A 23441-nucleotide genomic window follows, 5' to 3' on the forward strand; every position below is an offset into this window, starting at 1 on the left:
TATTTATTACGTCAAATTGTCAGAGAAGTTTCGCTCCATGCCGCCGACTCTTACAGAGCTTGCCGATCAAGAGGCTTCCAAACGCAGCAAAAAAGCTTACCGCCTTAGTCATCGCACGATAAGCTTATTGCGAACGTCCGTTATCGAAGAACCACTTTCGCGAATTTCCGTTTGCCGACTTGAATAATATCGCCGTCGGCAAGCGTGATCTCCGCGGACCAGTCATCGACCTTCTCTTCATTGATTCGCACCGCGCCCTGCTGCACGCTCCGCTTCGCCTCGCTGCTCGAGGCTTGCAGACCGAGGGTCGTCAGCAGCTTCAAGATGCCGATGCGGCCTTCTTCCAAATCGGATGCCCGCAGCGCCGCTTCCTGAATATCGTCCGGCAGCGCGCGCTTCTGGAACACCGCGATGAAATGCTGCTCCGCCGCCGCGGCCGCCTCTTCTCCGTGGTACATGCGCACGAATGTACGGGCAAGCGCCATCTTCGCATCCCGCGGATGCGTGCTTCCGTCCGCGATCGCGGTCCGCAGCGACTGCAGCTCCTCCAAGCCGATATCCGTCGCGAGCTCGTAGTATTTCAGCATGAGCTCATCCGGAACGGACATCGATTTGCCGTAGATTTCGTTCGGCTCCTCGTCGATCCCGATATAGTTGCCCAAGCTCTTGCTCATCTTGTGCACGCCGTCCAAGCCTTCGATGAGCGGGGTCATGATCGCCGCCTGCGCCGCCTTGCCGTACTCCTTCTGCAGCGTGCGCCCCATCAGGAGATTGAATTTCTGATCCGTGCCGCCGAGCTCCACGTCGCTCTCGAGCGCCACGGAATCGTAGCCCTGCATCAGCGGGTAGAAGAACTCGTGAATGCTGATCGGCTGGCCGGTCGTGTAGCGCTTGGTGAAATCGTCCCGCTCCAGCATGCGCGCGACCGTTACTTTGGCCGATAGCGTCACGACGTCCGCGAAACTCATCGGTCCGAGCCATTCGGAATTGTAATAGACCGTCGTTTTGGCCGGGTCGAGCAGTTTGTAGATTTGCTTCTGGTACGTCTCGGCATTGCGCTTCACGTCGTCTTCGCTCAGCTGCTTGCGCGTTTCCGATTTCCCGGTCGGGTCCCCGATCCGGCCCGTGAAGTCGCCGATAATCAGCTGCACGTCGTGGCCTAGCTGCTGAAACTGCCTCAGCTTGTGCAGCACGACCGTATGGCCGATATGGATGTCCGGCGCGGACGGATCCAAGCCCAATTTCACTTTGAGCGGCTTCCCGGTCGCGACGGCGCCTACGATCTTCGCCTTCAGCTCGTCCTCCGGCACGATCTCGACGACGCCCCGCCGGATGACGTCCATTTGACGCTCCACTTCCCGCTGTTGATCGGCATCCAATTGTTCCCACTTCACCATAACCGTCTTCACTCCCGTCCGAAAATAGAAAAAATCCTTCTCGTCCTCAAGGGACGAGAAGGATTTGCTCGCGGTACCACCCTCGTTAGAGTCGCCGGGCTCCCCGCGGCAAGCTGCGCGGCACGCCAAAATAAGCGGCTCTCACTTCATTATCATAACGGATATCATCCGGATGCAGACTACTGGAACGATTTCTCGCGATGCGGGAAATCCGTGTTCGTCCGATCAGCTCGGGGCGGTAATTCGAATTGCGGCGCGTACCGGTTCGCACCTCCCACCGGTTCTCTGGAATCAACGGCCCGCATTTCTACTGAAGCCCTTCAACGCGATTGCGATATGCACTTTTCTTGCTACCGTTTATAACACATCCCCATCTGCAAAGTCAATGATTATCCGCCGCAACCGTGAACGAAAAGGGAATTATGGCGAATGCTGGTCAAATTCGTCGGCCAAAGGCTCCAATTCGAATGGCGATTTATGCTATAATAATGCTGTTAATCGGAGGAGGCTAATCATTTTATGGATCAAGACCGTCAACAGAAAACCAAAGGCTACAGCAAATGGCGGACCTTTGGTATCGTGACGCTCGTTACGTTCAAATGGCTTTTTATATTCGGCATATTAATCGGATTGTTTGCCGGGGCGGCCATCGCCGGCTACGTGGCCTCTTTCGTCAAAGATGAACCCGTTCGCCCGCGCGAGGAGATCGAAGCCAAGATCAACGAGAACTCGATCACCGGCTTCGTGTATTTTAACGATGGACAAACCCCCGTCGGCCAATTGCGGACGGAAGAAGACCGGCGTCTTATTAAACGGGAGGATATTCCCCCGCAAGTCATAAATGCCGTGCTCGCCACGGAGGACAATAATTTCTACAAGCATATCGGGGTCGACTTCAACGGTCTCGCCCGCGCGGTCAAGCAGAAGCTGCTGAACGAGGACACGCAAACCGGCGGAAGCACGCTCACCCAGCAGCTCGCCCGCCAGGTGTTCCTGACGCTCGACAAGACGGACAGCCGCAAAGCCAAGGAAATCTTCCTCGCGCTGCGGCTGGAGCGCTTCATGACGAAGGACGAGATTCTGACCGCCTATTTGAACAAAGTGCAGTTCGGCACCGGAAACAGCGGCTATAACCTATACGGCATCAAAGCCGCCGCCAAAGGGATATTCAACATTACCGACCTGACCAAGCTGAACATCGCGCAGTCCGCCTATCTGGCCGGCCTGCCGCAGCGCCCTTCGGCGTATACGGCTTTCACGAGCAAGGGGAAATTCAATCCGTCCGGCTTCAAGCTGGCGATGGACCGCCAGCATATCGTGCTGAAGCGCATGCTGGATACCGGCCGCATCAGCCAAGAACAGTACGACGAGGCGCTAAGCTTCGACGTCGAGAAATCGCTGGCGAAGCCGACGGAGAAAGCCTACTCGACGTTCCCGTTCCTCATGCTGGAATCCGAACGCCAGGCGGCGGGATTGCTGCTGCTTGCGGAAAATCCAAGCATGAAGCCCGAGGACATCAACAAGGAAGAAAACGCGCAGCTGCTCGAAGAAGCGCACGAGCATCTGTTAAACGGCGGCTACCACATTTATACAACGATCGACAAGAAAGTGTACAACGCCATGCATAAGGTCGGCGCGGATCCCAACAATTTCGAAGCCGACAGCAAAGAGAAAGGCATGGAACAGACCGGGGCCATCATGCTGGATCATAAAACCGGCGCGATCCTGGGAATGCTCGAAGGCCGCGACTTCTATACCGAGCAGCTCAACCATGCCACGCAGATGACGCGCCAGCCGGGATCGACCATGAAACCGATCGCCGCCTATCTGCCTGCCATCGATAAAGGCTTGATTCAACCGGCAAGCGTCATCGACGATTCGCCGATCGTCATGAAGGACGGCCAGAAGGGCTACCATATTCCGATGAACGTCACGAAGAAGTTCTATGGTCTCGTGACCGCCAGGGACGCGCTGAACCGCTCGCTCAATATTCCGGCGCTCAAAATTTTCAACAACCTCGTCACGATTCCGGAAGCCTGGAAGTTTGCCCGCAAGCTCGGAATCACGACGATTCAGCCGGAAGACGACTATGCGCAAACCGGCGTTATCGGCGGTCTCAGCATCGGGGTGTCCGTCGAAGAGCTTACGAACGCATACGGCGCCATCGCCGACAAAGGCGTCTTCAACGACGCGTACATGATCAGCAAAATCACGGATGCGGACGGCAAGATCGTCTATCAGCACGAAGCTAAGCCGCTCCGGGCGTTCTCGGAACAAACGGCGTTCCTGATGACGGACATGATGCGTACGGTAATCTCGGATCCTGCGGGATCCGGTCACAGCGTAGCCTCCCTGTTCAATAATTACGGCAAAATCCCGGTCGTCGGCAAAACCGGTTCGACGCAAAGCTACGGCGATGTCTGGTTCATGGGCTTCTCGCCCGATATCACGCTCGGCGTATGGGTCGGCTACGAGAAACCGATCTATACCTTGTCCAAGGAAGGGCGCAACCGGGCGCGGATCATCTGGTCCGATATTATGAACGAGGTGACGACCCAGCGGCCGGAGCTGTTCCCGACCAAGCAGTTCACGATGCCTTCGGGAATCGTCAAATCGACCGTCTCCAGTCTCAGCGGCAAGCTGCCGACGGATCTCACGCGCAGCGAGGGCAGACTCGTGACCGACTGGTTCAACACGAAGTTCCTGCCGAAGGAACCGGATGACGCGCTTGTCAAAATGTCCGTCATTTCCTACAACGGCATCAACTATATTCCGAAGCCGTCCACGCCGTCGGATATGGTTCACGACCAGCTCGTCGTGAAGCGGGAGAAGCCGCTCGACGAGCTGATGAAAGAAATCGAAGCCGCGCAGGCGAAGCTGCCTGCGGACACCCGCAAGCCGATGAGCGTCTTCGTGCCTGCCGATGCTGGCCGGGATGCGCCGTCCCTCGTGGATCCGCGGGTAGACGACGGCAGAGCGCCTACGCCGCCTTCCAATCTCGGCATCGAGGCCGTATCGACCGGAAACGCCTACCGGATTACGTTCAAGGCCTCGCCGGATAAAGACGTCGTCGGCTATCGCCTGTATCGCGCCGTCAACGACGGAACGTTTGCGAACATGAACACGACGGTGTTGACGGGACAAGATTTACGATTCGTGAACTACGTCGCCAACCAAGGCGCCTATTCCTACTACGTGACAGCCGTTGACGTCGCGGGCAAAGAGTCCGCTCCGAGCGTCTTCGTCACGTCGGGCGGCGGAACGTACACCTCGCACGATCAAGGCACGGATACGGATACGGGCTCCGACATCAATATCGGCATGCCGAACGATAACGGCAGCCCGGCGGGAACGGAAAGCGGGCTGACCGCTCCTTCCACGCCGATGAACATCTCCGTCGAAACCACGGATCTCGGCATTAAGCTGACTTGGGCCGATAACGCGACCGCCGAGCAGGTGACGGGCTACAACGTATACTACAGCTCGAACAGCACCGGCAGCTTCAAAAAAATCGGCTCCACCAGCGAAGCGAGATTCGAATATGTCTCGCCGCTGACAAGCGGATTCTTCCAAGTGACGGCCGTCAACGATGCGGGAGAATCGCCCGCATCCGCGTCGATCGCCATTCAATAATCAACAAAAAAAACTTCCAGCGCTTTAAGCGCTGGAAGTTTTTTTTTCTTATATTGGCTTTAACAGCCTCTAATCTTCGATCGTCGACAAATCGCCGGTCGGCAGGTTCAGTTCCCATGCTTTCAGCACCCGGCGCATGATTTTGCCGCTGCGCGTCTTCGGCAGCTTGTCTTTGAATTCGATCTCTCGCGGCGCGGCGTGCGCGGAGAGGCCTTCTTTGACGAATCGCGTAATGTCGGCCTTCAGCTCGTCCGTGGCCGTATATCCTTCGCGGAGCGCCACGAATGCTTTGATGATCTCTCCACGCATCGGATCGGGCTTGCCGATGACGCCTGCTTCGGCCACGGCCGGATGCTCGACGAGCTTGCTCTCGACCTCGAACGGCCCTACCCGCTCCCCTGCCGTGTTGATGACATCGTCGATACGGCCTTGGAACCAGAAATAGCCGTCTTCGTCACGATACGCGGAGTCGCCGGAGATGTACCAGCCCGGGATGCGGAAATACTCTTCGTACTTGGCCGGGTTGTTCCAAACCTTGCGCATCATCGACGGCCAAGGCGTGCGAATCGCCAGATTGCCCATCCGGTACGACGGCAGTTCGTTGCCGGCATCGTCGATGATTGCCGCTTGAACGCCTGGAATCGGTTTGCCCATGGAGCCTGGCTTGATGTCCATGCTCGGGTAGTTGCAGATCAGCTGACCGCCCGTCTCCGTCATCCACCACGTGTCGTGGATGCGCTGATTGTACACCTTAAGCCCCCAGCGGACCACTTCCGGATTGAGCGGCTCGCCGACGCTAAGCACATGCCTTAGGCTCGAGAGATTGAATTGACCTACGACATCGTCGCCGGCGCCCATCAGCATGCGGAATGCCGTCGGCGCGCTGTACCATACCGTTACGCCGTAGCGCTCGATCGTCTTGTACCAGTCCTGCGGGCTGAAACGTCCGCCTCGGATGACGTTCGTCGCGCCGTTCAGCCATGGCGCGAAAATACCGTACGAGGTACCGGTGACCCAGCCTGGATCGGCCGTGCACCAATAGATGTCGTCCGGCTGTAAATCCAGGACGATCCGTCCCGTGAAGTAGTGCTGGATCATCGCGTTTTGCACATGGAAAATGCCTTTCGGCTTGCCGGTGGAGCCTGAAGTATAGTGAAGAATAAGTCCGTCTTCGCGTCCAAGCCATTCGATATCGGCCGAATCGGATGCGGCTGCCATCTCGGCTTTGTAATCGACGATGCCGTCGCCCGCTTGCACGTCGTCGCCGAAAACGATGACATGCTTCAAGTCGGGCAGCTCGCCGCGCGGGATGCGCGACAGCAGCGCAGGCGTCGTGACGATCGCCGTAGCGGCGCTGTCCTGCAGCCGGTCACGGACGGCCGTTTCCATGAACGCTTCGAAAAGCGGTCCCACGACGGCACCGATCTTCAAGGCGCCGAGCAGGCTGAAATATAATTCCGGCGTACGGGGCATGAAGATGAAGACGCGCTCGCCTTTCCCGATGCCAAGCCCCCGGAGCACGTTAGCGAACCGGTTCGACTGCTTCGCCAGCTCCTCGAACGTATACGATTCGTCTCTCGCGTTATCGCTATAGTGGAGAGCAATCTTGTTGCCTCGTCCTGCTTCGACGTGACGGTCGATTGCTTCGAAGGCCATGTTTGCTTTTCCCGTCTCATGCCAGGAGAACCGCTCCTCCAGCTGGTCGAAACTAAACTGTTCATAGGTGTCGTCATAGCTTGTCATGTTGGAGCCGGACGCCGCTGCCGGGATCCGTTCTTGATGCGTGTTGCTCATCGTTCATCATCCTCCTACCCATAGTAAACCTTTTCTCTCTTCGAGACGCACTCGAATACGCTTTCATATTATATCATGACTCCTGTTGGGGAGGCCATGCTTTTCATTCCAACTTTTTTCTGATATAAGTAGGGTAGCATAAGACGAAACGGTTGCCGCTTTCCTTGCCGGCCGGGCAAACGCGTTTCATTCCGGTGAAATATAAGCATAGCTGTACCCCCTATAGCACCTTGTATTTTGCTAAAGGAGCCGACTTCTTTGGAACACCGCAAACAGCTGCATACCGAATTCATCCCCTCTCGCGAACGGGATATCGTCATCGAAGGCCCCCTTCCCGCCGATCGGCTCGCCGGTCTGAAGCTGCATGCCCAGCTGGATGCGTTCAGGCGGCCGCCCGAGCAGTTCCAAGCGCTCGTGGAGATCGCCGGGCTTCCCGAAGGCCGGATCATCGCGGCCAGGGACGGCGATACGATCGTCGGTTACGTGACCTTCCATTACCCCGATGAGCTGGAGCGCTGGTCGGAAGGGAACATGGAAGATTTGATCGAGCTCGGCGCCGTCGAGGTGGCCGACGATTATCGCGGGTTGGGATTGGCCAAACGACTGATCCTGCTCGCTTTCCGAGACGGCCAATTGGACAACGTGATCGTATACACGACCGAATATTACTGGCACTGGGATCTCGAAGGAACGGGATTGAGCGTCTGGGATTACCGGACCATGATGGAGAATTTAATGAAAGAAGCCGGCATGGTCTGGTTTGCTACGGACGATCCCGAGATCTGCGCCCATCCCGCCAACTGTCTCATGGTTCGCATCGGCCGGGAAGTGCCCCTCAGCTCCGCGGAGCAATTCGATCGCGTCCGCTTTCGGCAGCGATTCATGGTTTAGCATAACGAGCGTACGCGCAGAAAGGCAGATGAACAGCATGACGGCCAATGCCGTGTTTATCGATTCTCCCGATGCGAAACGGTATAAATTCAACCAGGAGCATCCCTTCAACCCGATTCGTCTGACGCTTGCCAGGCATCTGCTGGAAACCGCCGGCGCCTTGGACGAGACCGACATTTTGGAAGCTGCACCGGCGAGCGAGGATGAGCTCCACCTCGTGCATCGCCCGGATTATATCGAAGCCGTGCAGCATCTCAGTCTGTCCCAACCTGCGGATGAAGCGGCCGGCCGCGCGGATCAATACGGCTTGAGTACCGAGGATACGCCGTACTTCCCGGGCATGCATGAAGCTGCCGCCGCCATCGCCGGCGGTTCCATCCTCGCGGCGGACGTTGTCATGCGCGGTCAAGCCAAGCATGCCTACCATATGGCCGGCGGATTGCACCACGCCTTCCCCGACCGCGGCTCGGGGTTCTGCGTCTACAATGACGCCGCCGTCGCCATCGCGCATATCCGCAAGCAATACGGCGCCCGCGTGCTCTATATCGACACGGACGTTCATCATGGTGATGGCGTCCAGTGGACGTTCTACGCCGATCCCGAGGTGTGCACGTATTCCATCCATGAGACCGGCAAATATTTGTTCCCCGGTACGGGCTTCGTCACGGAACGCGGCACGGACGCCGGCTTCGGCATGAGCGTCAATGTCCCGATGGAACCGTACACCGAAGACGATTCCTGGCTCTATAGCTTCCGCTCGACGGTGGAACGGGCAGCCGAGGTTTTCCGGCCAGACGTTATCGTGAGCCAACATGGCTGCGATGCGCACGCTTACGATCCGTTATCGCATATCCACTGCAGCATGCGGATCTACCAAGCCATGCCGATGATCATACACGACCTTGCCCATCGTTATGCGGATGGCCGCTGGATCGCGCTCGGCGGCGGCGGCTACGACATCTGGCGCGTCGTCCCCCGTGCCTGGGCGTTCGTCTGGCTCGCCATGACCGATCATGCGCTGATGGACCGATTAAGCGACGACGGCGCGAACGAGCCGTTGCCGGCGCGCTGGCTGGAACAGTGGGCACCGCACGGCGAAGATCCGCTTCCGGGCAGCTGGCTGGACGATCTCGCATCCTGGGAACCGATGCCAAGGCGGCACGAGATCGAGACGCGCAACAAAGGCATTATGAATATCGTATTAGATCAGCTGTAAACGAAAAGGCAGCCGTACGTTCCCCCGCTAGGGAAGAACATACGGCTGCCTTTTGTCGTGTAACGCCTGCAAGCCAAGTCGGCTTACAGATGTTTGAGCATATCATCAATGATCGCATGCGAGTTAATGGAAGCTTGAACCGTGAATTCGGCAAAATTCGCATGCGCCGATCCGTCCGCTTTATCCGACATCGAACGGATGACGACGTACGGAACGCCGTTCATCGCGCATACCTGCGCCAGCGAGGCGCCTTCCATCTCGGTACAAGCGCCGCCAAGCTCTTCATAGAGCCCGCGGACGGCATCGCGGGAGGCGATGAATTGATCGCCGGAAAGCACTTTGCCCTTCAAGCTCCGTCCCGGGAACAAACGCTCGCTTGCCGCGCCGGCCAGCTCTACGAGGTCCCGATCCGCTTGAAACTCCCATACGTCCTGGTACGGAATTTGTCCGCGCGCGAATCCGAGCGGCGTCACGTCGAAATCATGCTGCAAACACGAGGTCGAGATGACGATATCGCCAATATTCAAGCTCGGCGCAACCGCGCCAGCGACGCCCGTGAACAGGACGCATTCCACGCCGGCATCGATCAACAGCTGCGTGCATACCGCTGCGTTGACTTTGCCTACGCCGGATTTGCAGAACACGACTTGATGGCCGTGCAGGCTGCCTTCCGTATATTCAATGCCCGCTTTGATGAAGGAGCCTGTTTTCGCGACATGCTTGTGAAGCAGTTCGATTTCTTCTGTCATGGCGCCTACGATGCCGATTTTCCCAAACGCTGCCGTCATTCGATGCTCCCTACCGATTGGCGGGTAACGATTTCATAAGGCAAGACGACCTTCGGATTCTCGACGGTTTCTTTCTTCATCAGCTTCGTCAGCAGACGCATCGATACCGCGCCGATATCGTACATCGGTTGAGCGACGGCGGTCAGTTGGGGGCGTACCATGGAAGCCATGCGGCTGTTGTCGACGCTGATGACGGAAATATCGTCAGGCACCTTCAAGCCGGCGTCCTGGATGCAGTGAATCGCCCCGATCGCCATTTCGTCCGTCGCGGAGAAGACCGCAGTCGGACGAACCGCTTGCTCCAAGAAGTATTTCATGGCATCGACGCCGGATTCATACCGGTAATTGCCGATGCGCACGAGGTTCTCATCGTAAGTCAAGCCGGCTGTCTCGAGCGCGCGCTTGTAGCCTTGGAAACGCGCATAGCCGTTCGCCGGATCCTGCAGCGTGCCGCCGATCATCGCGATCGTGCGGTGGCCGTTTTTGATCAAGGTTTGCACCGCCTCGAACGCCGCCGCCTCGTGATCGATGTCGACGGAAGGAATCGTGCCGTTCTCGTCGGTCGTCGCGCAGAGCACGATCGGCACGTTGGCCGTCTTAAACGCTTGCAAATGCTCTTCCGTCACGGCGCCGCCCATGAACAAAAGACCGTCGACCTGCTTCTCCAGAAGCGTGTTGATGACGCGAATCTCTTTATCTTTCTTCTTATCCGCGTTACACAGGATAATGTTGTAGTGGTACATATTGGCAATATCTTCGATTCCCCGCGCCACTTCCGCGAAGATCGCATTGGAAATATCGGGAATGACCACGCCGACGGTCGTCGTCTTCTTGCTCGCCAGACCGCGGGCAACGGCATTCGGGCGATAGCCGAGCCGTTCGATGGCTTCGAATACTTTCTTGCGTGTTTGAGGTTTTACGTTGGGATTGTTGTTGACGACACGCGACACAGTCGCCATCGACACGCCTGCTTCTCTTGCTACATCATAAATGGTTACCGTCACAGTCCTACTCTCCATTAGTTCAAATTTTTCTCGCGCCCCATAACACCTTATCGTTTAATGATACGACAAAATATTACTTTTCGCAATGCGTGCCGAGATGCTCGTCTAATGATGAGTAGGTAATCCGCCAGTGCGAAGCATGCCACGACACCTTGCCGCCTTCCACCAGAATCAGCTGAGGCGATTCATGCTTGAGATTCAATCGCGCGGCGATCGCATCGGATACGTCGCGGTTGTCCGGAACGAGCACCATGATCGGGCTGAGCGTTAACGTTACGGCATCCTCCAGCCAGTTGGACAGCTCCTCGTGCGCCCCGCTGCTGATGGAGCATTGCGTGCTGTGCTTGAACACGAGCAGCGGCTGGCGCGATGAGCCGCCGAACGCTTCCTCCCAGCTTGCGACCGTCGTTATCGGAAGAGGCATTTCCATCCCGGCACTTCCTTCGTCATCCGTATTGAAGCATGCTCCTGCTCAACTGGGTCAGCCGTTTATGTATTTCAGCCGTCCATTCCTCGTCGCCGGAAGCCTGCGCAACGGATAACAAGTCAAGGAGCATGTCGATGCGTTCCTCCGTCATCCGCCTCACGAACGCGGGGTCGGAATGTTTATGTTCATAGTAAGCCTCTACTAACAGCTTTGCCCATTCATTCCATTCGTTAAACAAAAAGGTTTGTTTTACGGGTTGCGCGCCCAATTTTCCGATCAAACCGGTCAAATCCGGCTTGACTTCGGGAAACACTTCGCTGCGATTGCAGGAAGGGCATGAGTAAATGGGAACATTATCGATTTCAACCTTGTTGGAATAAATAACGGTACGCAGCTTCATTGGCATCACATCGCCGCAAGAACAGCGCTTTTGCAAAATCGTCCACTCCTTCTCCTAAAAAAGCAGCCCACCTTGAAAGCGCTCTTTCAAAGGCCCGGCTCGACGATAAGGTATTCGACTTTTTGCATGAAAGTCCTTCTTCCAACAGGGTTGTAATTTTTGCATCTATCGGATGAAACAGCCAGCCTCCGCTACAATTTGCGGACAAAAGGCAGCGGCGTCGATACCATGGCCGGCGCGGCGCCGATGCCGTATTGCAGCGGTTAGGCGAGGCGCATCATCCGGTCGTCTGCGAACGTCTGATGGTATATTCGTCAGTTAAGCCGTCTGCCATGTCAGAATCGCGAGGACAACCCGAAGATCGCCAGCACGACCTGGATGCCTGAAATACCGGCCAACCGCCGTTTGACGGTTTGCTTCATGGAAACCGCTTCGATTATGATGGGAGATAGTGTTCGATAATGCGCTTCATCTGGAGGAGGAACAGCAATGCCGCTTCATGGAAAAACCATTATTTGCCTGCTGGACGACGAGTTCGAGGATCTCGAATTGTGGTACCCCGTCTACCGCGTACGGGAGGAAGGCGCGACCGTCCTGTTCGCCGGACCGGAGAAAGGCCGGACGCATATCGGAAAATACGGCGTGCCCGCCACCGCCGACCTTGCGTACGACGAGCTGGACAGCGCTGCGATCGACGGACTGCTCGTACCCGGAGGCTGGGCGCCGGACAAAATCCGCCGCTACCCGAAAGTGCTGCAAATCGTGCAGGAGATGGACGCGGCCGCAAAACCGATCGGACAGATCTGCCATGCCGGCTGGGTATTGATATCCGCCAAGATTCTGCAAGGACGCAAGGTCACGTCCACGCCCGGTATCCGCGACGATATGGAGAACGCCGGCGCGACATGGATCGACGAGCCCGTCGTCGTCGACGGACACCTGATCTCCGCGCGGCGTCCGCCGGACCTGCCGCCTTACGCCAAAGCGTTCGTAGACGCGCTCCGGAAGCGATGAAATTGCAAAGGAAAAGGCGGCAAACCTTGCGGTTGCCGCCTTTTTTTCTTTTTCGTTCCTTTTCCTTTTTCTTTTTCATTTCAGGAGCTTTTGAACAAATCCGGAAACTCTTCCGCCGCCTGCTCCTCCGCCGTCCTGAGCTTCAGCAGCTCACGGATCTCCGCGCTCGTTCTGCAGCCGAGAATCCGATCGAATAGTTCGCGGCTCTCCTGCTGCCGGAGCGACAACAGCCGCTCCTTCACCGGCAGGATGGAATGCGCGGACATGCTCAGCTCGTCGACGTCCAGCGCCAGCCAGATCGGCAGCGCCTTGAGATCCCCCGCCATTTCCCCGCATACCCCGACGTGGATGCCCTTGCGTTTCGCCGCTTCGACCGTCAGCTTGATCATCCGCAGCACGGACGGGTGGAACGGTTCGTACATGTGCGAGATCCGTTCGTTCATCCGGTCGACCGCGAGCGTGAATTGGATCAGGTCGTTGGTGCCGATGCTGAAGAAATCCACTTCTTCCGCCAGCATATCCGCGATCAGCACAGCGGCCGGCAGCTCGACCATGATTCCGACCTGAATGTCCGCCGCGTACGGAACGCCTTCCGCGTCCAGTTCCTCTTTGCATTCCTGGAGCAGCTCATTGGCCGCACGCACTTCGTCGACGGACGAGATCAAAGGATACATGATCTTGACGTTGCCATGATGGCTGGCCCGCAAAATCGCCCTCAGCTGGGTTTTGAACAGGTCGGTTTTGTCCAGGCAAATCCGGATAGCCCGGTAGCCGAGGAACGGATTGTCTTCCGCCGGCAGCTCGAAATAGTCCAATTGCTTGTCTCCGCCGATGTCCAACGTCCGCACGATGAGCGGCTTCGGACCCAGCTTTTCCGCGACGCTCCGGTAGACCTCGACCTGCTCCTCTTCGCGAGGCAGCCGGCTGCGATCCATGTAAAGAAATTCCGTCCGGAACAAGCCGACGCCGTTCGTGCCGCTGGACAACGCCACGTCCAGCTCCTTCAGCGAGCTGATATTGGCGCTCAGCTCCATCTCTTTGCCGTCCTGCGTGACCGGCTTGAAGCTGATGATGCCCTTCAACTGCTGCTTCTTCTCCCGCTGCAGGATTTGCCTGCTGGTATAATAATCGACGAGCGACTGCTCCGGATGCAGATGCACCATCCCGAGCCCCCCGTCGATAATCAGCGAATCGCCTGTCTGGATCGGTTCCTCCAGCTTGGCCTCGATGCCGATGACGAGCGGGACGCCGAGCGCCCTGGCCATAATCGACGAGTGCGAGGTGATGCTGCCGGCCAGCGTCGCGATGCCGAGGACATGATTCGGATTCAGATGCGCAAGCTGGGACGGCGACAGCTCCTTGGCGATCAGGATGAACGGCTGCGTATCGGAAGGCAGCGTGATCTCGGGCGCGCCCAGCAGATGCTTGAGCAGCCGGTTGCCGACGTCCTTGATGTCGAGCGCGCGCTCTTTCATGTATTCGTCGTCGAGCAGGTCGAACATGGTGACGAAATGATCGATCGCTTCTTTGACGGCCACTTCGGCGGCTTTGTACTGCCGCTGGATAATGCCCTGAATTTCGTTCATGAAGACCGGATCGTCCAAGATGGCGAGATGCGCATCGAAGATATAGCTTTCCTCCGCGCCCACGACTTCGCGAAGCTCATCCTTCATTTGTTCGATCTCAACCTTGGACGTGCGAATGCCCTCGTACAGCCGATCGAATTCGCGTGCCAGATCGCCGACGTCGATCTTTTGTTCCGGCAGATCCCACTCCCAGTTCGGAAGGACGAACGCTTTGCCGATCGCAATGCCTGATGAAGCTGCAATTCCTTGAATCACGCTGTTTCCCCTCCACCGCTTCTCTCTTTTAGTACAACCGACATGACGGACGCCTGTCCCCGCTTCACGCTTTTGAACGGCGCGAAGCTCCAGGAGCTGACGCGATCCGAGTTCGTGATGACCATCGGCGTCGCGAGCGACTTGCTGCCTTTCCGGATTTTCTGCATGTCAAAGGTGATCAGCAGCTGGCCCGGCTTTACTTGGTCGCCTTCCTTGACGACCGCGGAGAACCCGTGCCCCTTCAGCTGCGACGTATCGATGCCGATGTGCAGCAGCACCTCCAGCCCGTCGGGCGTCCGAATGCCGATCGCATGCATCGACGGATAGACATGTATGACCTTGCCGAGCACGGGCGATACGAGCTCTCCCTTCTCCGGCATGAACGCGACGCCGTCCCCGACGAGCTTGCCCGCGAAGATCGGATCCGGCACCTCGCTGAGCGGCATCATCCGGCCTTGAACCGGCGAACAGAAGAGCACCCTGGATATATCCCTTCGGATGGCTTTGTCCATTTCCTCCCGTATCAGCTCGGAATAAGTGCCGAAGACGATCTGCACGTTCCCGCCGCCGAGCCGGATGACGCCGGCGGCTCCGAGATGCTTGAGCGCGTTGTTGTCGATCAGCTTGTCGCTGCCTACCTTCAAGCGAAGCCGGGTAATGCATGCTTCCATCTGAACGATGTTTTCCTTCCCGCCGATCGCCTGCAGGATCAGGGGCGCGCGGTAAGGAATATCGCCGGCCCACTCGTCCAACTGCGAGCCCTCCTCGCGGCCCGGCGTCGGAATCCGGAACCGGCGGATCGCCCAGCGGAACATCACGTAATAGATGAGCCCGAACACGATGCCGATCGGGATGATCAGCCACCCGCGCGTCGCCAGATGCTCGTTGATCAGAAAATCGATCGCCCCCGCCGAGAACGAGAATCCCGTCCGGATGCCGAGCTCGTACGTAAGCCACATCATGAAGCCGGAGAGCAGCGCGTGAACGACGAATAAGTACGGCGCGACGAACAGAAACGCGAATTCGATCGGCTCCGTCACGCCCGTCAAGAACGAAGCGAGCGCGGCGGTCATGAAGGTTTTGCGGATGGTCGGCTTCAGATCCTCGCGCGCTTCATGGATGATGGCGAACGCGATCGCGGGCAGCGCGAACATCATCGTGGGGTACAAGCCGGCCATAAAGCCGCCGGCCGTCGGATCTCCTGCGAAAAAGCGCGGCAAATCGCCGAACACCATATGTCCGCCGGGAACCTGGTAGCCGCCGACTTGAAACCAAAAGACGTGGCTGACCAAATGATGCAGGCCGAAGACGACCAATATCCGCAGCACGAACCCGAACAGGAAGACGCCGAAGCCGCCTCCTGAATTGACGACGTTGCCCAGTTCGATCAGCGCGTTATGAATCGTCGGCGCGATCTGCACCATGATGATGGCCCACAGAGTCGAGAACACGCTTACGATCAGAGGTACGAAACGAGGCCCGCCGAAAAATTGAATATATTCGGGAAGCTTGATAGATTTGAATTTCTCGTTCAGAATACTGGTGACGATCCCGATGATAACGCCGGTAAACACGGTCGGCTCAAGCTCGTAATGGCTGGCATTGATGATGCTCGTATAAATAAACATGCCGGCGATGGCGGCCAGCCCCGCCGTGCCCGCATTGCTCGTCATGCCCATCGCTACGCCGAACGCAAACAAATACGGCAGGAACACGAATAGCGTCTCGCCGGCCGTCTGCAGATGCGTATGCATGCTCGGCATGCCCATCGATGCCCATGGCAGCCCGCTCAGAGCGAGAAAAACGGCAGCGGCAGGCAGCACGATCGTCGGAAGCATCAGCGACCGCCCGAGCTGCTGCAGGTGCCCCATGATGTTCATAAGCTCCCCTCCTCTCTATATGAAAACATCTGATCGCTTGGGCTATTCCTCTTTTCTTGATCGTAAGGGTTTCACCCCCGGTTGTCAAAAAGAAAACGGCGGACCTCTCAGGTCCGCCGCCCTTCGATATTCTTCGGCTAAGTCAGCCGCTCGCTTAAAATTGCTGCTGGTTGCTGAATCCCATCGTGGATTGGCCGTTCGCCGTAAACCCGTGACGGGAAATAACCGGTCCTTGGTTGGAGAAACCGGCGTTTTGCAGCACCGGCGTTTTGCCGGCTTGGCTCGTGTATTGCGTGGCGCCATAGCCGCTGCTGCCGTTCATGCCGTAGCCTCCGCGGTTTTGCGCGTTTTGCGCTTGGTAGCCGCCAAAGTGCGAAATGACCGGCTGCGAATGATTGATGAAATTCGTCGACGCTTGATACGGCTGCGATTGCTGCGCGTTTTGGGCTTGATAGCCGCCGAAATGCGAAATGACCGGTTGCGAATTCGACATGGAGGAGCTGCGGCCCTGTTGCGAATACATCGGCTGGGACTGCTGCGCGTTTTGCGCTTGATAGCCGCCGTAGTGCGAAATGACCGGTTGCTGCGATTCGGCGTTTATCGAGCTTCCGCCGAAATGCGAAAGCACCGGCTGCGTGTTGCGGGAGTTGTTAGCAGAGAACGAATTCATCGAGGAAGACTGGCCGTATCCGCTGTTTTGTGCCGAATAGCCGACATGGGAGATGACCGGCCCTACGTTGGATTGCGCGGATATACTGCCAGGTTGTCTGGAAATGCCTTGGTAATGGGATTGCACGTAACCCGACGGTTGGTATTGATTTCTTTGTTGTGTCATCCCAGACATATTCCCGCTGAAGCCCTGCTGCCCGAATTGATTCATGAAATTGTTGTCCTCCTAGAATGCATGGATTAGCCCTAGAGCCTCGAAGCTTGCCTGCTTCTGCCCTCAAAAGCCTCCTTTATTGTTGGAGAGACGCCTTGTTTTTATGATTGTTAGGATTTGGGCTTTCCATGCGGCAGCAGAATCGAATCCTCGACCTTGATGCATCGGTCCATGATCACGTTCAGTCCGCCTTGCTGCGCGATCGCCGCCGCTTCCTCGCTTACGACCCCGAGCTGAAGCCACAGCGTCTTCGCTCCGATCGCCGCGGCTTCCTCCGCGATCGGCGGCGTGAATTCGCTGCGCCGGAATACGTCGACGATATCGACGGGATACGGAATGTCTTTGAGCGACGGGTATACCTTCTCGCCGAGAATCTCCTCGGCATTCGGGTTGACCGGGACGATCCGGTAGCCCTTGGCCTGCAAAGCTTCCGCGATCATGTACGAAGTCCGCTCCGGGTTATCCGATAACCCGACGACCGCGATCGTGGACGTTTCCTCTAAAATGCGTTTGATCTCATCCCGCGAAGGGTTTGCGAACGCCATCCGAAATCCCATCCTTTCCTTCTTGACACTAATCGTATGCCTGTGAACTAGCGTGCCTTAATTCGACGCCACCCATTCCACGTTCGCGCCGAGCGCCTTCATATGGTCGAAGAAGATCGGATACGACTTGGCGACATGATGCGCGTCGCGAATCCGGATCGGCGCCTTGGCACGAAGACCGACGACGGTGAGCGCCATGATGACGCGGTGATCGTAGTGCGCGTTGATCTCGACGCCGCCTTCGACGCCCTCGGGACGGCCGTGCACGATGATCTCGCTGCGGCGCTCTTCCACGTTGGCGCCGGCTTTGCGCAGCTCGTTCAAGAAATCGGTAATGCGGTCGCATTCCTTATAACGAAGGTTCTCGACATCGTAGAAGCGGGAGGTGCCTTCGGCGAACACGGCCGCCGCCACCATCGCCAGCACCGCGTCGGTCGCTTTGTCCCCGTCGAATTCGAGCGCCTTGAGCTTGCCGTTGCCCTGCACGTGAACGACGCCGTTATCGTGGGTCAAGGGTACTTCCATCAAGCGGAGCACGTCGACGATCGCGCGCTCGCCCTGCTTGCTGTTCTCCATCAAACGGTGCAGCTTCACGTCCGACTGCGTCACGGCAGCCGCCGCGAGCACGGCGGCCGAGCCCGGGTAATCGCCCTGCACGACGTATTCTTTCGCCGCGTATTGCTGACCGCCCTTGACCCGGTAACGCATGAGATCCTCGCTCGCTTCGATGACGATCCCCGCTTGCTCCAGCACTTCGAGCGTCTGGCCGACGACGACCTTGGACTTCAGGTCGTGAAGCACCTCGATCTCGCTGTCTTCCTGCAGCAGCGGCGTCAGGAACAGGAGCGCGCTCAGGAACTGCGAGCTGACATTGCCGGATACCTGGATTTTGCCGCCTTTGGCCGCTCCGCCGCGGATCGTGATCGGCAGCTTCCCGTCGTTGTGCAGCACGTCCACGCCGATTTGGCCGAGCGCGTCGATCAGATCGTCATGCGGACGTTTGCCCAGCGAATCCGGATATCGGTTGATGAACGTCACGTCAGGCGCCAGGGCAGCGATCGCCATCAGAAACCGCAGTACCGCGCCGGCATTGCCGACGTCCAGTTCTTTCACGTCGCGCGGACGGGAACCGAAGCCGGTGATCGTCATTTTCGTGTCGTCCTCTTCGATCACCGCGCCCAAATCCCGGATGCAGCGGCGCATCGCATCGCTGTCTTCGCTGTGGGCAGGATAATGAATCGTGCTAGTGCCTTCCGCGAGCGCGGCTACAAGCAGATAACGCGTCGTGTAGTTTTTGGAAGAAAGCGCTTGTAGCTCGCCTTGCAGTCTGGGTGTAGGAGTAACAAGAACGTCCATGGTTGCGTAGATCCCCTTCTTAATTGGAATGTTGGCTGGTACTGCGTTTGAATCCTTGCGCGATCCGCTCCACGACCTCATCGACGCCGAGATGCGTCGTGTCGATGGTCAGATGGGCAAAATCGTAGGCGTGCTTCCGGTCCTCGAGCAGCTTGTAGACCCGCTCGCGCAGATCGCCTTGCAGCAGCGGGCGATTCTCGTCCTGGCTCACCCGCGCGATTACTTGCTCGGGATCCGCGGTAAGCGCCACGACGTATCCGTGCCGCAGCATCAGCTCGCGGTTCACGGGAGACAACACCGCGCCGCCGCCCGTCGCGACGATAAGCGTGTCGTCGGCGCCGAGCACCGCGCCGAGCGCGGCCGTCTCCGCGGCGCGGAACTCGCGCTCGCCCCGGTTCGCGAAGATCGCCGGAATCTCTTCCCCTTCTCGCTTCACGATCTCGGCGTCCACGTCGCATGCGGCGCAAGCCAGCCGTTCCGCCAGCAGCTTGCCGACCGTCGATTTTCCCGTGCCCATGAACCCGATGAGCACAACATGCCGCAGCGGCTTTCCGTCGCTCATTGACCGACACCTTCCTCTTGCGTCTTACACGCTAAACATGTTTCATGATTATAGCATTTTCTGAGATTGGCGGGTATAAAAAACTTGTTTCTACCGTAGAGTTGTTAGTACTGGTGCTACCAAGAATAAAAGGAGTGACCTCCATGGCTTCATTGCCCGAGCCCTTCTCCGCCCGGTATCGCGTGGAGCGGATCAACGATCCCGATTACCCGTTGTCCCGCGAAGACGTGATCTGGACGCTGGCGTTCGTGAAAAAGAAAATGGCTGACGAAGCACCCGATCTCATCGGTCTCCCCCAGCCACTCTTATTAAGGAAATTTCAAAGCTTCGCCGAAGCTTCGCTTCTGCTGCTGAAGCAGCGCAGCGGATGCGGTCCGGAAGCGGACCGGCTTCGCGCCTGCCTGCAGGAAATCATCGCGGGTCTTACGATTGAATCCAATTGAAGTGGAACGTGCCTTCTTTGTCCACGCGCTTGAACGTGTGGGCGCCGAAGTAGTCGCGCTGCGCCTGCAGCAGGTTGGCGGGCAGACGCTCCGTGCGGTAGCTGTCGTAATACGCCAGCGCGCTCGAGAACGCGGGAACCGGAATGCCCTGCGTGACGGCCGTCGCGATTACTTCGCGCCAAGCGCCTTGGTACGATTCCACGATTTCTTGGAAGTATTCGTCCAGCAGCAAATTGGTCAAGCCCGCGTTGCGGTCGTAGGCGTCCTTGATGTTCTGCAGGAAGCCCGCGCGGATGATGCAGCCGCCGCGGAAGATCATCGCGATGTCGCCGTAGCGGAGGTTCCAGCCGAACTCGTCGGAAGCCGCGCGCATTTGGGCGAAGCCTTGCGCGTACGAGCAAATTTTGCTCGCGAACAGCGCTTTGCGCACCGCTTCGATGAAGGCCGCTTTGTCGCCTTGATAAGGAGCCGCTTGCGGTCCTTTCAGCAGCTTGCTTGCCGCGACGCGCTCTTGCTTCAGCGCGGACAAGAAGCGGGAGAACACGGATTCCGTGATGATGGACAGCGGTACGCCGAGATCGAGCGCGCTTTGGCTCGTCCATTTGCCGGTGCCCTTCTGGCCCGCGGAATCCAGGATCACGTCGACCATCGGTTTGTTCGTGTCCGGATCGTATTTGGAGAAGATGTCTGCGGTGATCTCGATCAGGTAGCTGTCGAGCTCGCCTTTGTTCCATTCCGTGAAGATCGCTTGAAGCTCTTCCGTGCTGACGCCGAGCACGCGGTTCAGCAGGTCGTACGCTTCGCAGATCAGCTGCATGTCGCCGTATTCGATGCCGTTGTGCACCATCTTGACGTAGTGGCCCGCGCCGTCCGGACCGATGTACGTGCAGCAAGGGTCGCCGCCGACTTTCGCCGAGATCGCCGTCAGGATCGGTTCGACCAGTTTATACGCGGATTCTTGGCCGCCCGGCATGATGGACGGCCCTTTCAGCGCGCCTTCTTCGCCGCCGGAAACGCCGGTGCCGATGAAGCGGATGCCGCGCGCTTCGAGATCGCGGCTGCGGCGGACCGTATCCGGGAAGTAGGCGTTGCCGCCGTCGATGATGATGTCGCCTTGGTCGAGCAGCGGCACGAGGGCGTCGATCGTCGCGTCCGTGCCGGCGCCGGCTTGGACCATGATCAGGATTTTGCGGGGCACTTCAAGGGATTGCACGAATTCTTCGATCGTGTATGTACCGACAAGGTTTTTACCGGCGGCTTCGCCGACGAGGTCGTCCGTTTTCTCGCGGGAGCGGTTGAATACGGATACCGTAAAGCCGCGGCTTTCGATATTCAGGGCCAGGTTTTTCCCCATGACGGCAAGACCGACGACACCGATTTGTTGTTTAGACATTGAATTCTTCCACACCTTTTCTCTGTTATAGTGGTAAAGCGCCATGCCGCGACGCTTGTCACGGGCGCGCAAACAATACCCCTAGTTTACTCTTTTTGCCCGCCAAAGAAAACCATGCCCGCCAGAAATTTGCCGTGCCGGCCCCAAAAGCAAAATAAACCCCCGGCGCGCGTTCGGCCGGGAGTTTATTTCATGCTTTCAAGCGCTTGGTTTTCAAAGCTCAAGCTGTATCATCTCAGTTCTCAGGGATTGCAGCCTCTCTTTGGACTGCGCCGTCTCGGTCTCGCGTCCTTCCGTGATCGCTTCGTGGAGGACGGACAATTCGTAATCTAGCTCGTAACGGAGAACCGACGCGCGCTCCTCGGCCCGCTTCGATTGAAACGCCTGAATCACTTCTTCGACCGTGACGAAAGGTTTCTTTTGATAAATGATCCGATGTTCCATGCCGGACACCTCCACAAGTCGTATGATTTCGCCGAACATGATGCTCTCGATGACGATTTGCCTGTCCTTGAACCGTTTGACCACCGCATGACCGCGCGAATCGTTGATGAGCTTCTCCAGTAAATCCGACAGCTTCTCGTCCTTGATCAAATAATCGCCGACGATTTTGTAACGGTTGCGCATCCGTTGGAAACGTAGCTTAACCAGCTTCCGGCCGCTCCGCACGGAGATGAGAAAATAAACTTCCGTTTCGCTCCAATAAAGCGAATAACCTTCCTGGATCAAATCCCGAATGAGATTTTGGATTTGCCGGCGGTCGAATCGCAGCTCCAAATTGCAATACTCAACTTCATAGCTCTTGTTCATCGGCAAGCCCTCCCCTCGAATGGACTCATTAACGAAATGTTCTGAATATTCTCTCATATCATTATCTTATACTCCATCTTATGTTCTGGCAACTTGGATTATTGACTATTTTTAAACATGCCGCCCCGATTTGGACAACAAATTTCTTTGCGCGCCCGGACGTATGCCGAAGCCTGCCGCAGACTCGCCCGGCCGAACCGGTTCGATAAAAAAAAGCGTTCCCGCCTGGTGCTCAGGCAAGGGAACGACTTTGTTATTCGTATGTAGACGCATGGCAGCGTCAGACGAACCACGTCTTAAGAATGATGCCGAACACGACGCCGCTCACGACCGCGCCGATGAAGCTGTACGTGCCCGCTCGGTATTTCAACTGGAACATTCTCAGCACGCCCAGGCTGAGCAAGGAAAAGAACAGCATGATGAAAATCGCGCCCGTTATGAACAACGCGGCCGAGATTTGACTAACATCCACCAGTGTCACGGAAAACACTCCCTATGCAAGATCTTACTTGCATTATAAGGAAAGCCGCCGTCAATAGCCACCCGCCGGCCGGACGAAGTTCGGACAAATTGGTGACAGTTGCGTGAAAAGACGCGTCCGGCTACAGCCCTTTGATCGTCGCGATATGCGTTCGCTTGCTCGGCGGGCGTTTGCGCAGCCGGATCTTGAGCACGGCGCCGTCATAGTCCGCTTGGCAGGTCCTGGGAAGCACCAGCTTCGGCAGCCGAATCGTCTCGGTACCGCCGCCCGGCAGCCCGCTCAGTTTCACATGGTCCTCCTTGACCAGCAGCCGGACCGCCGACAGATCCGCCGATTCCCCGAGGGGATACGTGACGATCACGAACCGCTTCGTCTCCACCGCGTTCGAATTGCTGGTCTGGAACGCCGAAGAAGCCGCGGGGATCGCTTTGTTCATCATGTTCCGCACGTAGTTCTCGATCCAATCCGATTGTCGGAATACGTCGAAGCCCTTGGGCAGCTGCTGATTCTCCATCCACTTCTCCAGTTCCTCCCAATTCGTTGCCATTCCCGGTCCCTCCGCTTCGTTTCTCTGCTTCCTATATATGCGTTCGCCCATGGTTCCGACACACCCGCCGGAGGCCGCGGAAAGTAACCTCTGGGCGAATGCCGCATAAGATGTAACATCTGCTCGCCGCAAATCC

General features: G+C 57.5%; 21 protein-coding genes and 1 other annotated feature. Of the genes, 5 read left to right on the top strand and 16 right to left on the bottom strand.

Features of this window, described 5'->3' with window-relative positions:
* Window positions 1–140: 140 nt before the first annotated feature.
* Entirely contained in the window at window positions 141–1394 is a 1254-nt protein-coding gene (gene tyrS, locus AC50YL_RS12300) for a tyrosine--tRNA ligase (protein WP_494832571.1), read from the bottom strand.
* 49 nt (window positions 1395–1443) lie between these two features.
* Window positions 1444–1730, bottom strand: a binding site (T-box leader).
* A 186-nt stretch (window positions 1731–1916) separates the two neighbouring features.
* Between tyrS and AC50YL_RS12305 the strand changes: the two genes are divergently transcribed.
* Window positions 1917–5030, top strand: a complete 3114-nt coding sequence (locus tag AC50YL_RS12305) for a transglycosylase domain-containing protein (RefSeq protein ID WP_494832238.1) — start codon at window positions 1917–1919, stop codon at window positions 5028–5030.
* 69 nt (window positions 5031–5099) lie between these two features.
* Here AC50YL_RS12305 and acsA read toward each other — a convergent pair whose 3' ends face one another.
* On the bottom strand, window positions 5100–6824 hold the full coding sequence (gene acsA, locus AC50YL_RS12310) for an acetate--CoA ligase (RefSeq protein ID WP_494832239.1): 1725 nt from the start codon (window positions 6822–6824) through the stop codon (window positions 5100–5102).
* Between the two features lie 258 nt (window positions 6825–7082).
* On the opposite strand from acsA, the gene AC50YL_RS12315 reads away from it, so the two are divergent.
* Window positions 7083–7715 (top strand): GNAT family N-acetyltransferase, encoded by a 633-nt coding sequence (locus AC50YL_RS12315; RefSeq protein WP_494832241.1) that lies wholly within the window; start codon window positions 7083–7085, stop codon window positions 7713–7715.
* A 37-nt stretch (window positions 7716–7752) separates the two neighbouring features.
* Window positions 7753–8931, top strand: a complete 1179-nt coding sequence (locus AC50YL_RS12320) for an acetoin utilization protein AcuC (RefSeq protein ID WP_494832572.1) — start codon at window positions 7753–7755, stop codon at window positions 8929–8931.
* 83 nt (window positions 8932–9014) lie between these two features.
* Here AC50YL_RS12320 and AC50YL_RS12325 read toward each other — a convergent pair whose 3' ends face one another.
* From AC50YL_RS12325 to AC50YL_RS12340, 4 genes are all read right to left on the bottom strand, one after another.
* Window positions 9015–9719 (bottom strand): 5'-methylthioadenosine/adenosylhomocysteine nucleosidase, encoded by a 705-nt coding sequence (locus tag AC50YL_RS12325; protein ID WP_494832242.1) that lies wholly within the window; start codon window positions 9717–9719, stop codon window positions 9015–9017.
* On the bottom strand, window positions 9716–10723 hold the full coding sequence (gene ccpA / locus AC50YL_RS12330; protein WP_494832243.1) for a catabolite control protein A: 1008 nt from the start codon (window positions 10721–10723) through the stop codon (window positions 9716–9718). The genes AC50YL_RS12325 and ccpA overlap by 4 nt, the downstream gene beginning before the upstream one ends.
* 73 nt (window positions 10724–10796) lie before the next feature.
* The gene (ytxJ, locus tag AC50YL_RS12335) at window positions 10797–11153 is read right to left on the bottom strand and encodes a bacillithiol system redox-active protein YtxJ (protein WP_494832244.1); all 357 of its coding nucleotides are present in this window, start codon (window positions 11151–11153) and stop codon (window positions 10797–10799) included.
* Between the two features lie 16 nt (window positions 11154–11169).
* Window positions 11170–11586, bottom strand: a complete 417-nt coding sequence (locus tag AC50YL_RS12340) for a hypothetical protein (protein ID WP_161745189.1) — start codon at window positions 11584–11586, stop codon at window positions 11170–11172.
* 453 nt (window positions 11587–12039) lie between these two features.
* On the opposite strand from AC50YL_RS12340, the gene AC50YL_RS12345 reads away from it, so the two are divergent.
* On the top strand, window positions 12040–12564 hold the full coding sequence (locus AC50YL_RS12345; RefSeq protein WP_494832246.1) for a type 1 glutamine amidotransferase domain-containing protein: 525 nt from the start codon (window positions 12040–12042) through the stop codon (window positions 12562–12564).
* An 80-nt stretch (window positions 12565–12644) separates the two neighbouring features.
* Here the strand turns inward: AC50YL_RS12345 and ptsP are convergent, their stop codons facing one another.
* The 6 genes from ptsP to AC50YL_RS12375 all read right to left on the bottom strand — a co-directional run bounded on the left by ptsP (window position 12645) and on the right by AC50YL_RS12375 (window position 19631).
* Window positions 12645–14405 (bottom strand): phosphoenolpyruvate--protein phosphotransferase, encoded by a 1761-nt coding sequence (ptsP, locus tag AC50YL_RS12350; RefSeq protein WP_494832247.1) that lies wholly within the window; start codon window positions 14403–14405, stop codon window positions 12645–12647.
* A complete protein-coding gene (locus AC50YL_RS12355) occupies window positions 14402–16285 on the bottom strand; it encodes a glucose PTS transporter subunit IIA (protein ID WP_494832249.1) in 1884 nt (627 codons plus the stop codon). Before AC50YL_RS12355 ends, ptsP begins: the two co-directional genes overlap by 4 nt.
* Before the next feature lie 154 nt (window positions 16286–16439).
* Window positions 16440–17120 (bottom strand): hypothetical protein, encoded by a 681-nt coding sequence (locus AC50YL_RS12360; RefSeq protein WP_494832251.1) that lies wholly within the window; start codon window positions 17118–17120, stop codon window positions 16440–16442.
* Between the two features lie 158 nt (window positions 17121–17278).
* Window positions 17279–17713, bottom strand: coding sequence for a CoA-binding protein (locus AC50YL_RS12365; RefSeq protein WP_494832253.1), 435 nt, complete (start codon window positions 17711–17713; stop codon window positions 17279–17281).
* A 57-nt stretch (window positions 17714–17770) separates the two neighbouring features.
* Window positions 17771–19069: a 3-phosphoshikimate 1-carboxyvinyltransferase gene (gene aroA / locus AC50YL_RS12370; protein WP_494832255.1), complete on the bottom strand. Its 1299-nt coding sequence runs from the start codon at window positions 19067–19069 to the stop codon at window positions 17771–17773.
* 19 nt (window positions 19070–19088) lie between these two features.
* On the bottom strand, window positions 19089–19631 hold the full coding sequence (locus tag AC50YL_RS12375) for a shikimate kinase (RefSeq protein ID WP_494832257.1): 543 nt from the start codon (window positions 19629–19631) through the stop codon (window positions 19089–19091).
* 143 nt (window positions 19632–19774) lie between these two features.
* On the opposite strand from AC50YL_RS12375, the gene AC50YL_RS12380 reads away from it, so the two are divergent.
* Entirely contained in the window at window positions 19775–20074 is a 300-nt protein-coding gene (locus AC50YL_RS12380) for a hypothetical protein (protein ID WP_161745181.1), read from the top strand.
* Here AC50YL_RS12380 and gnd read toward each other — a convergent pair.
* The 4 genes from gnd to AC50YL_RS12400 form a co-directional block, all read right to left on the bottom strand.
* Window positions 20055–21467: an NADP-dependent phosphogluconate dehydrogenase gene (gnd, locus tag AC50YL_RS12385; RefSeq protein WP_494832259.1), complete on the bottom strand. Its 1413-nt coding sequence runs from the start codon at window positions 21465–21467 to the stop codon at window positions 20055–20057. The two genes, AC50YL_RS12380 and gnd, sit on opposite strands and share 20 nt — an antisense overlap.
* Before the next feature lie 213 nt (window positions 21468–21680).
* Entirely contained in the window at window positions 21681–22277 is a 597-nt protein-coding gene (locus tag AC50YL_RS12390) for a YkzI domain-containing protein (RefSeq protein WP_161745179.1), read from the bottom strand.
* Between the two features lie 280 nt (window positions 22278–22557).
* Window positions 22558–22758 (bottom strand): hypothetical protein, encoded by a 201-nt coding sequence (locus AC50YL_RS12395; RefSeq protein WP_494832260.1) that lies wholly within the window; start codon window positions 22756–22758, stop codon window positions 22558–22560.
* A gap of 121 nt (window positions 22759–22879) precedes the next feature.
* A complete protein-coding gene (locus AC50YL_RS12400; RefSeq protein ID WP_494832261.1) occupies window positions 22880–23305 on the bottom strand; it encodes an Hsp20/alpha crystallin family protein in 426 nt (141 codons plus the stop codon).
* Window positions 23306–23441 lie beyond the last annotated feature (136 nt).

This window comes from Paenibacillus sp. J22P277, assembly GCF_059383675.1.

What these genes read in the sequence shown, in the direction of transcription:
- AC50YL_RS12375 (WP_494832257.1), bottom strand. Translation starts at nt 19,631, where the DNA reads ATGAGCGACGGAAAGCCGCTGCGGCATGTTGTGCTCATCGGGTTCATG.
- aroA (WP_494832255.1), bottom strand. Translation starts at nt 19,069, where the DNA reads ATGGACGTTCTTGTTACTCCTACACCCAGACTGCAAGGCGAGCTACAA.
- AC50YL_RS12390 (WP_161745179.1), bottom strand. Translation starts at nt 22,277, where the DNA reads ATGAACAAGAGCTATGAAGTTGAGTATTGCAATTTGGAGCTGCGATTC.
- AC50YL_RS12355 (WP_494832249.1), bottom strand. Translation starts at nt 16,285, where the DNA reads ATGAACATCATGGGGCACCTGCAGCAGCTCGGGCGGTCGCTGATGCTT.
- AC50YL_RS12365 (WP_494832253.1), bottom strand. Translation starts at nt 17,713, where the DNA reads ATGGCGTTCGCAAACCCTTCGCGGGATGAGATCAAACGCATTTTAGAG.
- AC50YL_RS12305 (WP_494832238.1), top strand. Translation starts at nt 1,917, where the DNA reads ATGGATCAAGACCGTCAACAGAAAACCAAAGGCTACAGCAAATGGCGG.
- ytxJ (WP_494832244.1), bottom strand. Translation starts at nt 11,153, where the DNA reads ATGGAAATGCCTCTTCCGATAACGACGGTCGCAAGCTGGGAGGAAGCG.
- AC50YL_RS12400 (WP_494832261.1), bottom strand. Translation starts at nt 23,305, where the DNA reads ATGGCAACGAATTGGGAGGAACTGGAGAAGTGGATGGAGAATCAGCAG.
- gnd (WP_494832259.1), bottom strand. Translation starts at nt 21,467, where the DNA reads ATGTCTAAACAACAAATCGGTGTCGTCGGTCTTGCCGTCATGGGGAAA.
- AC50YL_RS12320 (WP_494832572.1), top strand. Translation starts at nt 7,753, where the DNA reads ATGACGGCCAATGCCGTGTTTATCGATTCTCCCGATGCGAAACGGTAT.
- AC50YL_RS12345 (WP_494832246.1), top strand. Translation starts at nt 12,040, where the DNA reads ATGCCGCTTCATGGAAAAACCATTATTTGCCTGCTGGACGACGAGTTC.
- acsA (WP_494832239.1), bottom strand. Translation starts at nt 6,824, where the DNA reads ATGAGCAACACGCATCAAGAACGGATCCCGGCAGCGGCGTCCGGCTCC.
- AC50YL_RS12380 (WP_161745181.1), top strand. Translation starts at nt 19,775, where the DNA reads ATGGCTTCATTGCCCGAGCCCTTCTCCGCCCGGTATCGCGTGGAGCGG.
- AC50YL_RS12325 (WP_494832242.1), bottom strand. Translation starts at nt 9,719, where the DNA reads ATGACGGCAGCGTTTGGGAAAATCGGCATCGTAGGCGCCATGACAGAA.
- AC50YL_RS12360 (WP_494832251.1), bottom strand. Translation starts at nt 17,120, where the DNA reads ATGACACAACAAAGAAATCAATACCAACCGTCGGGTTACGTGCAATCC.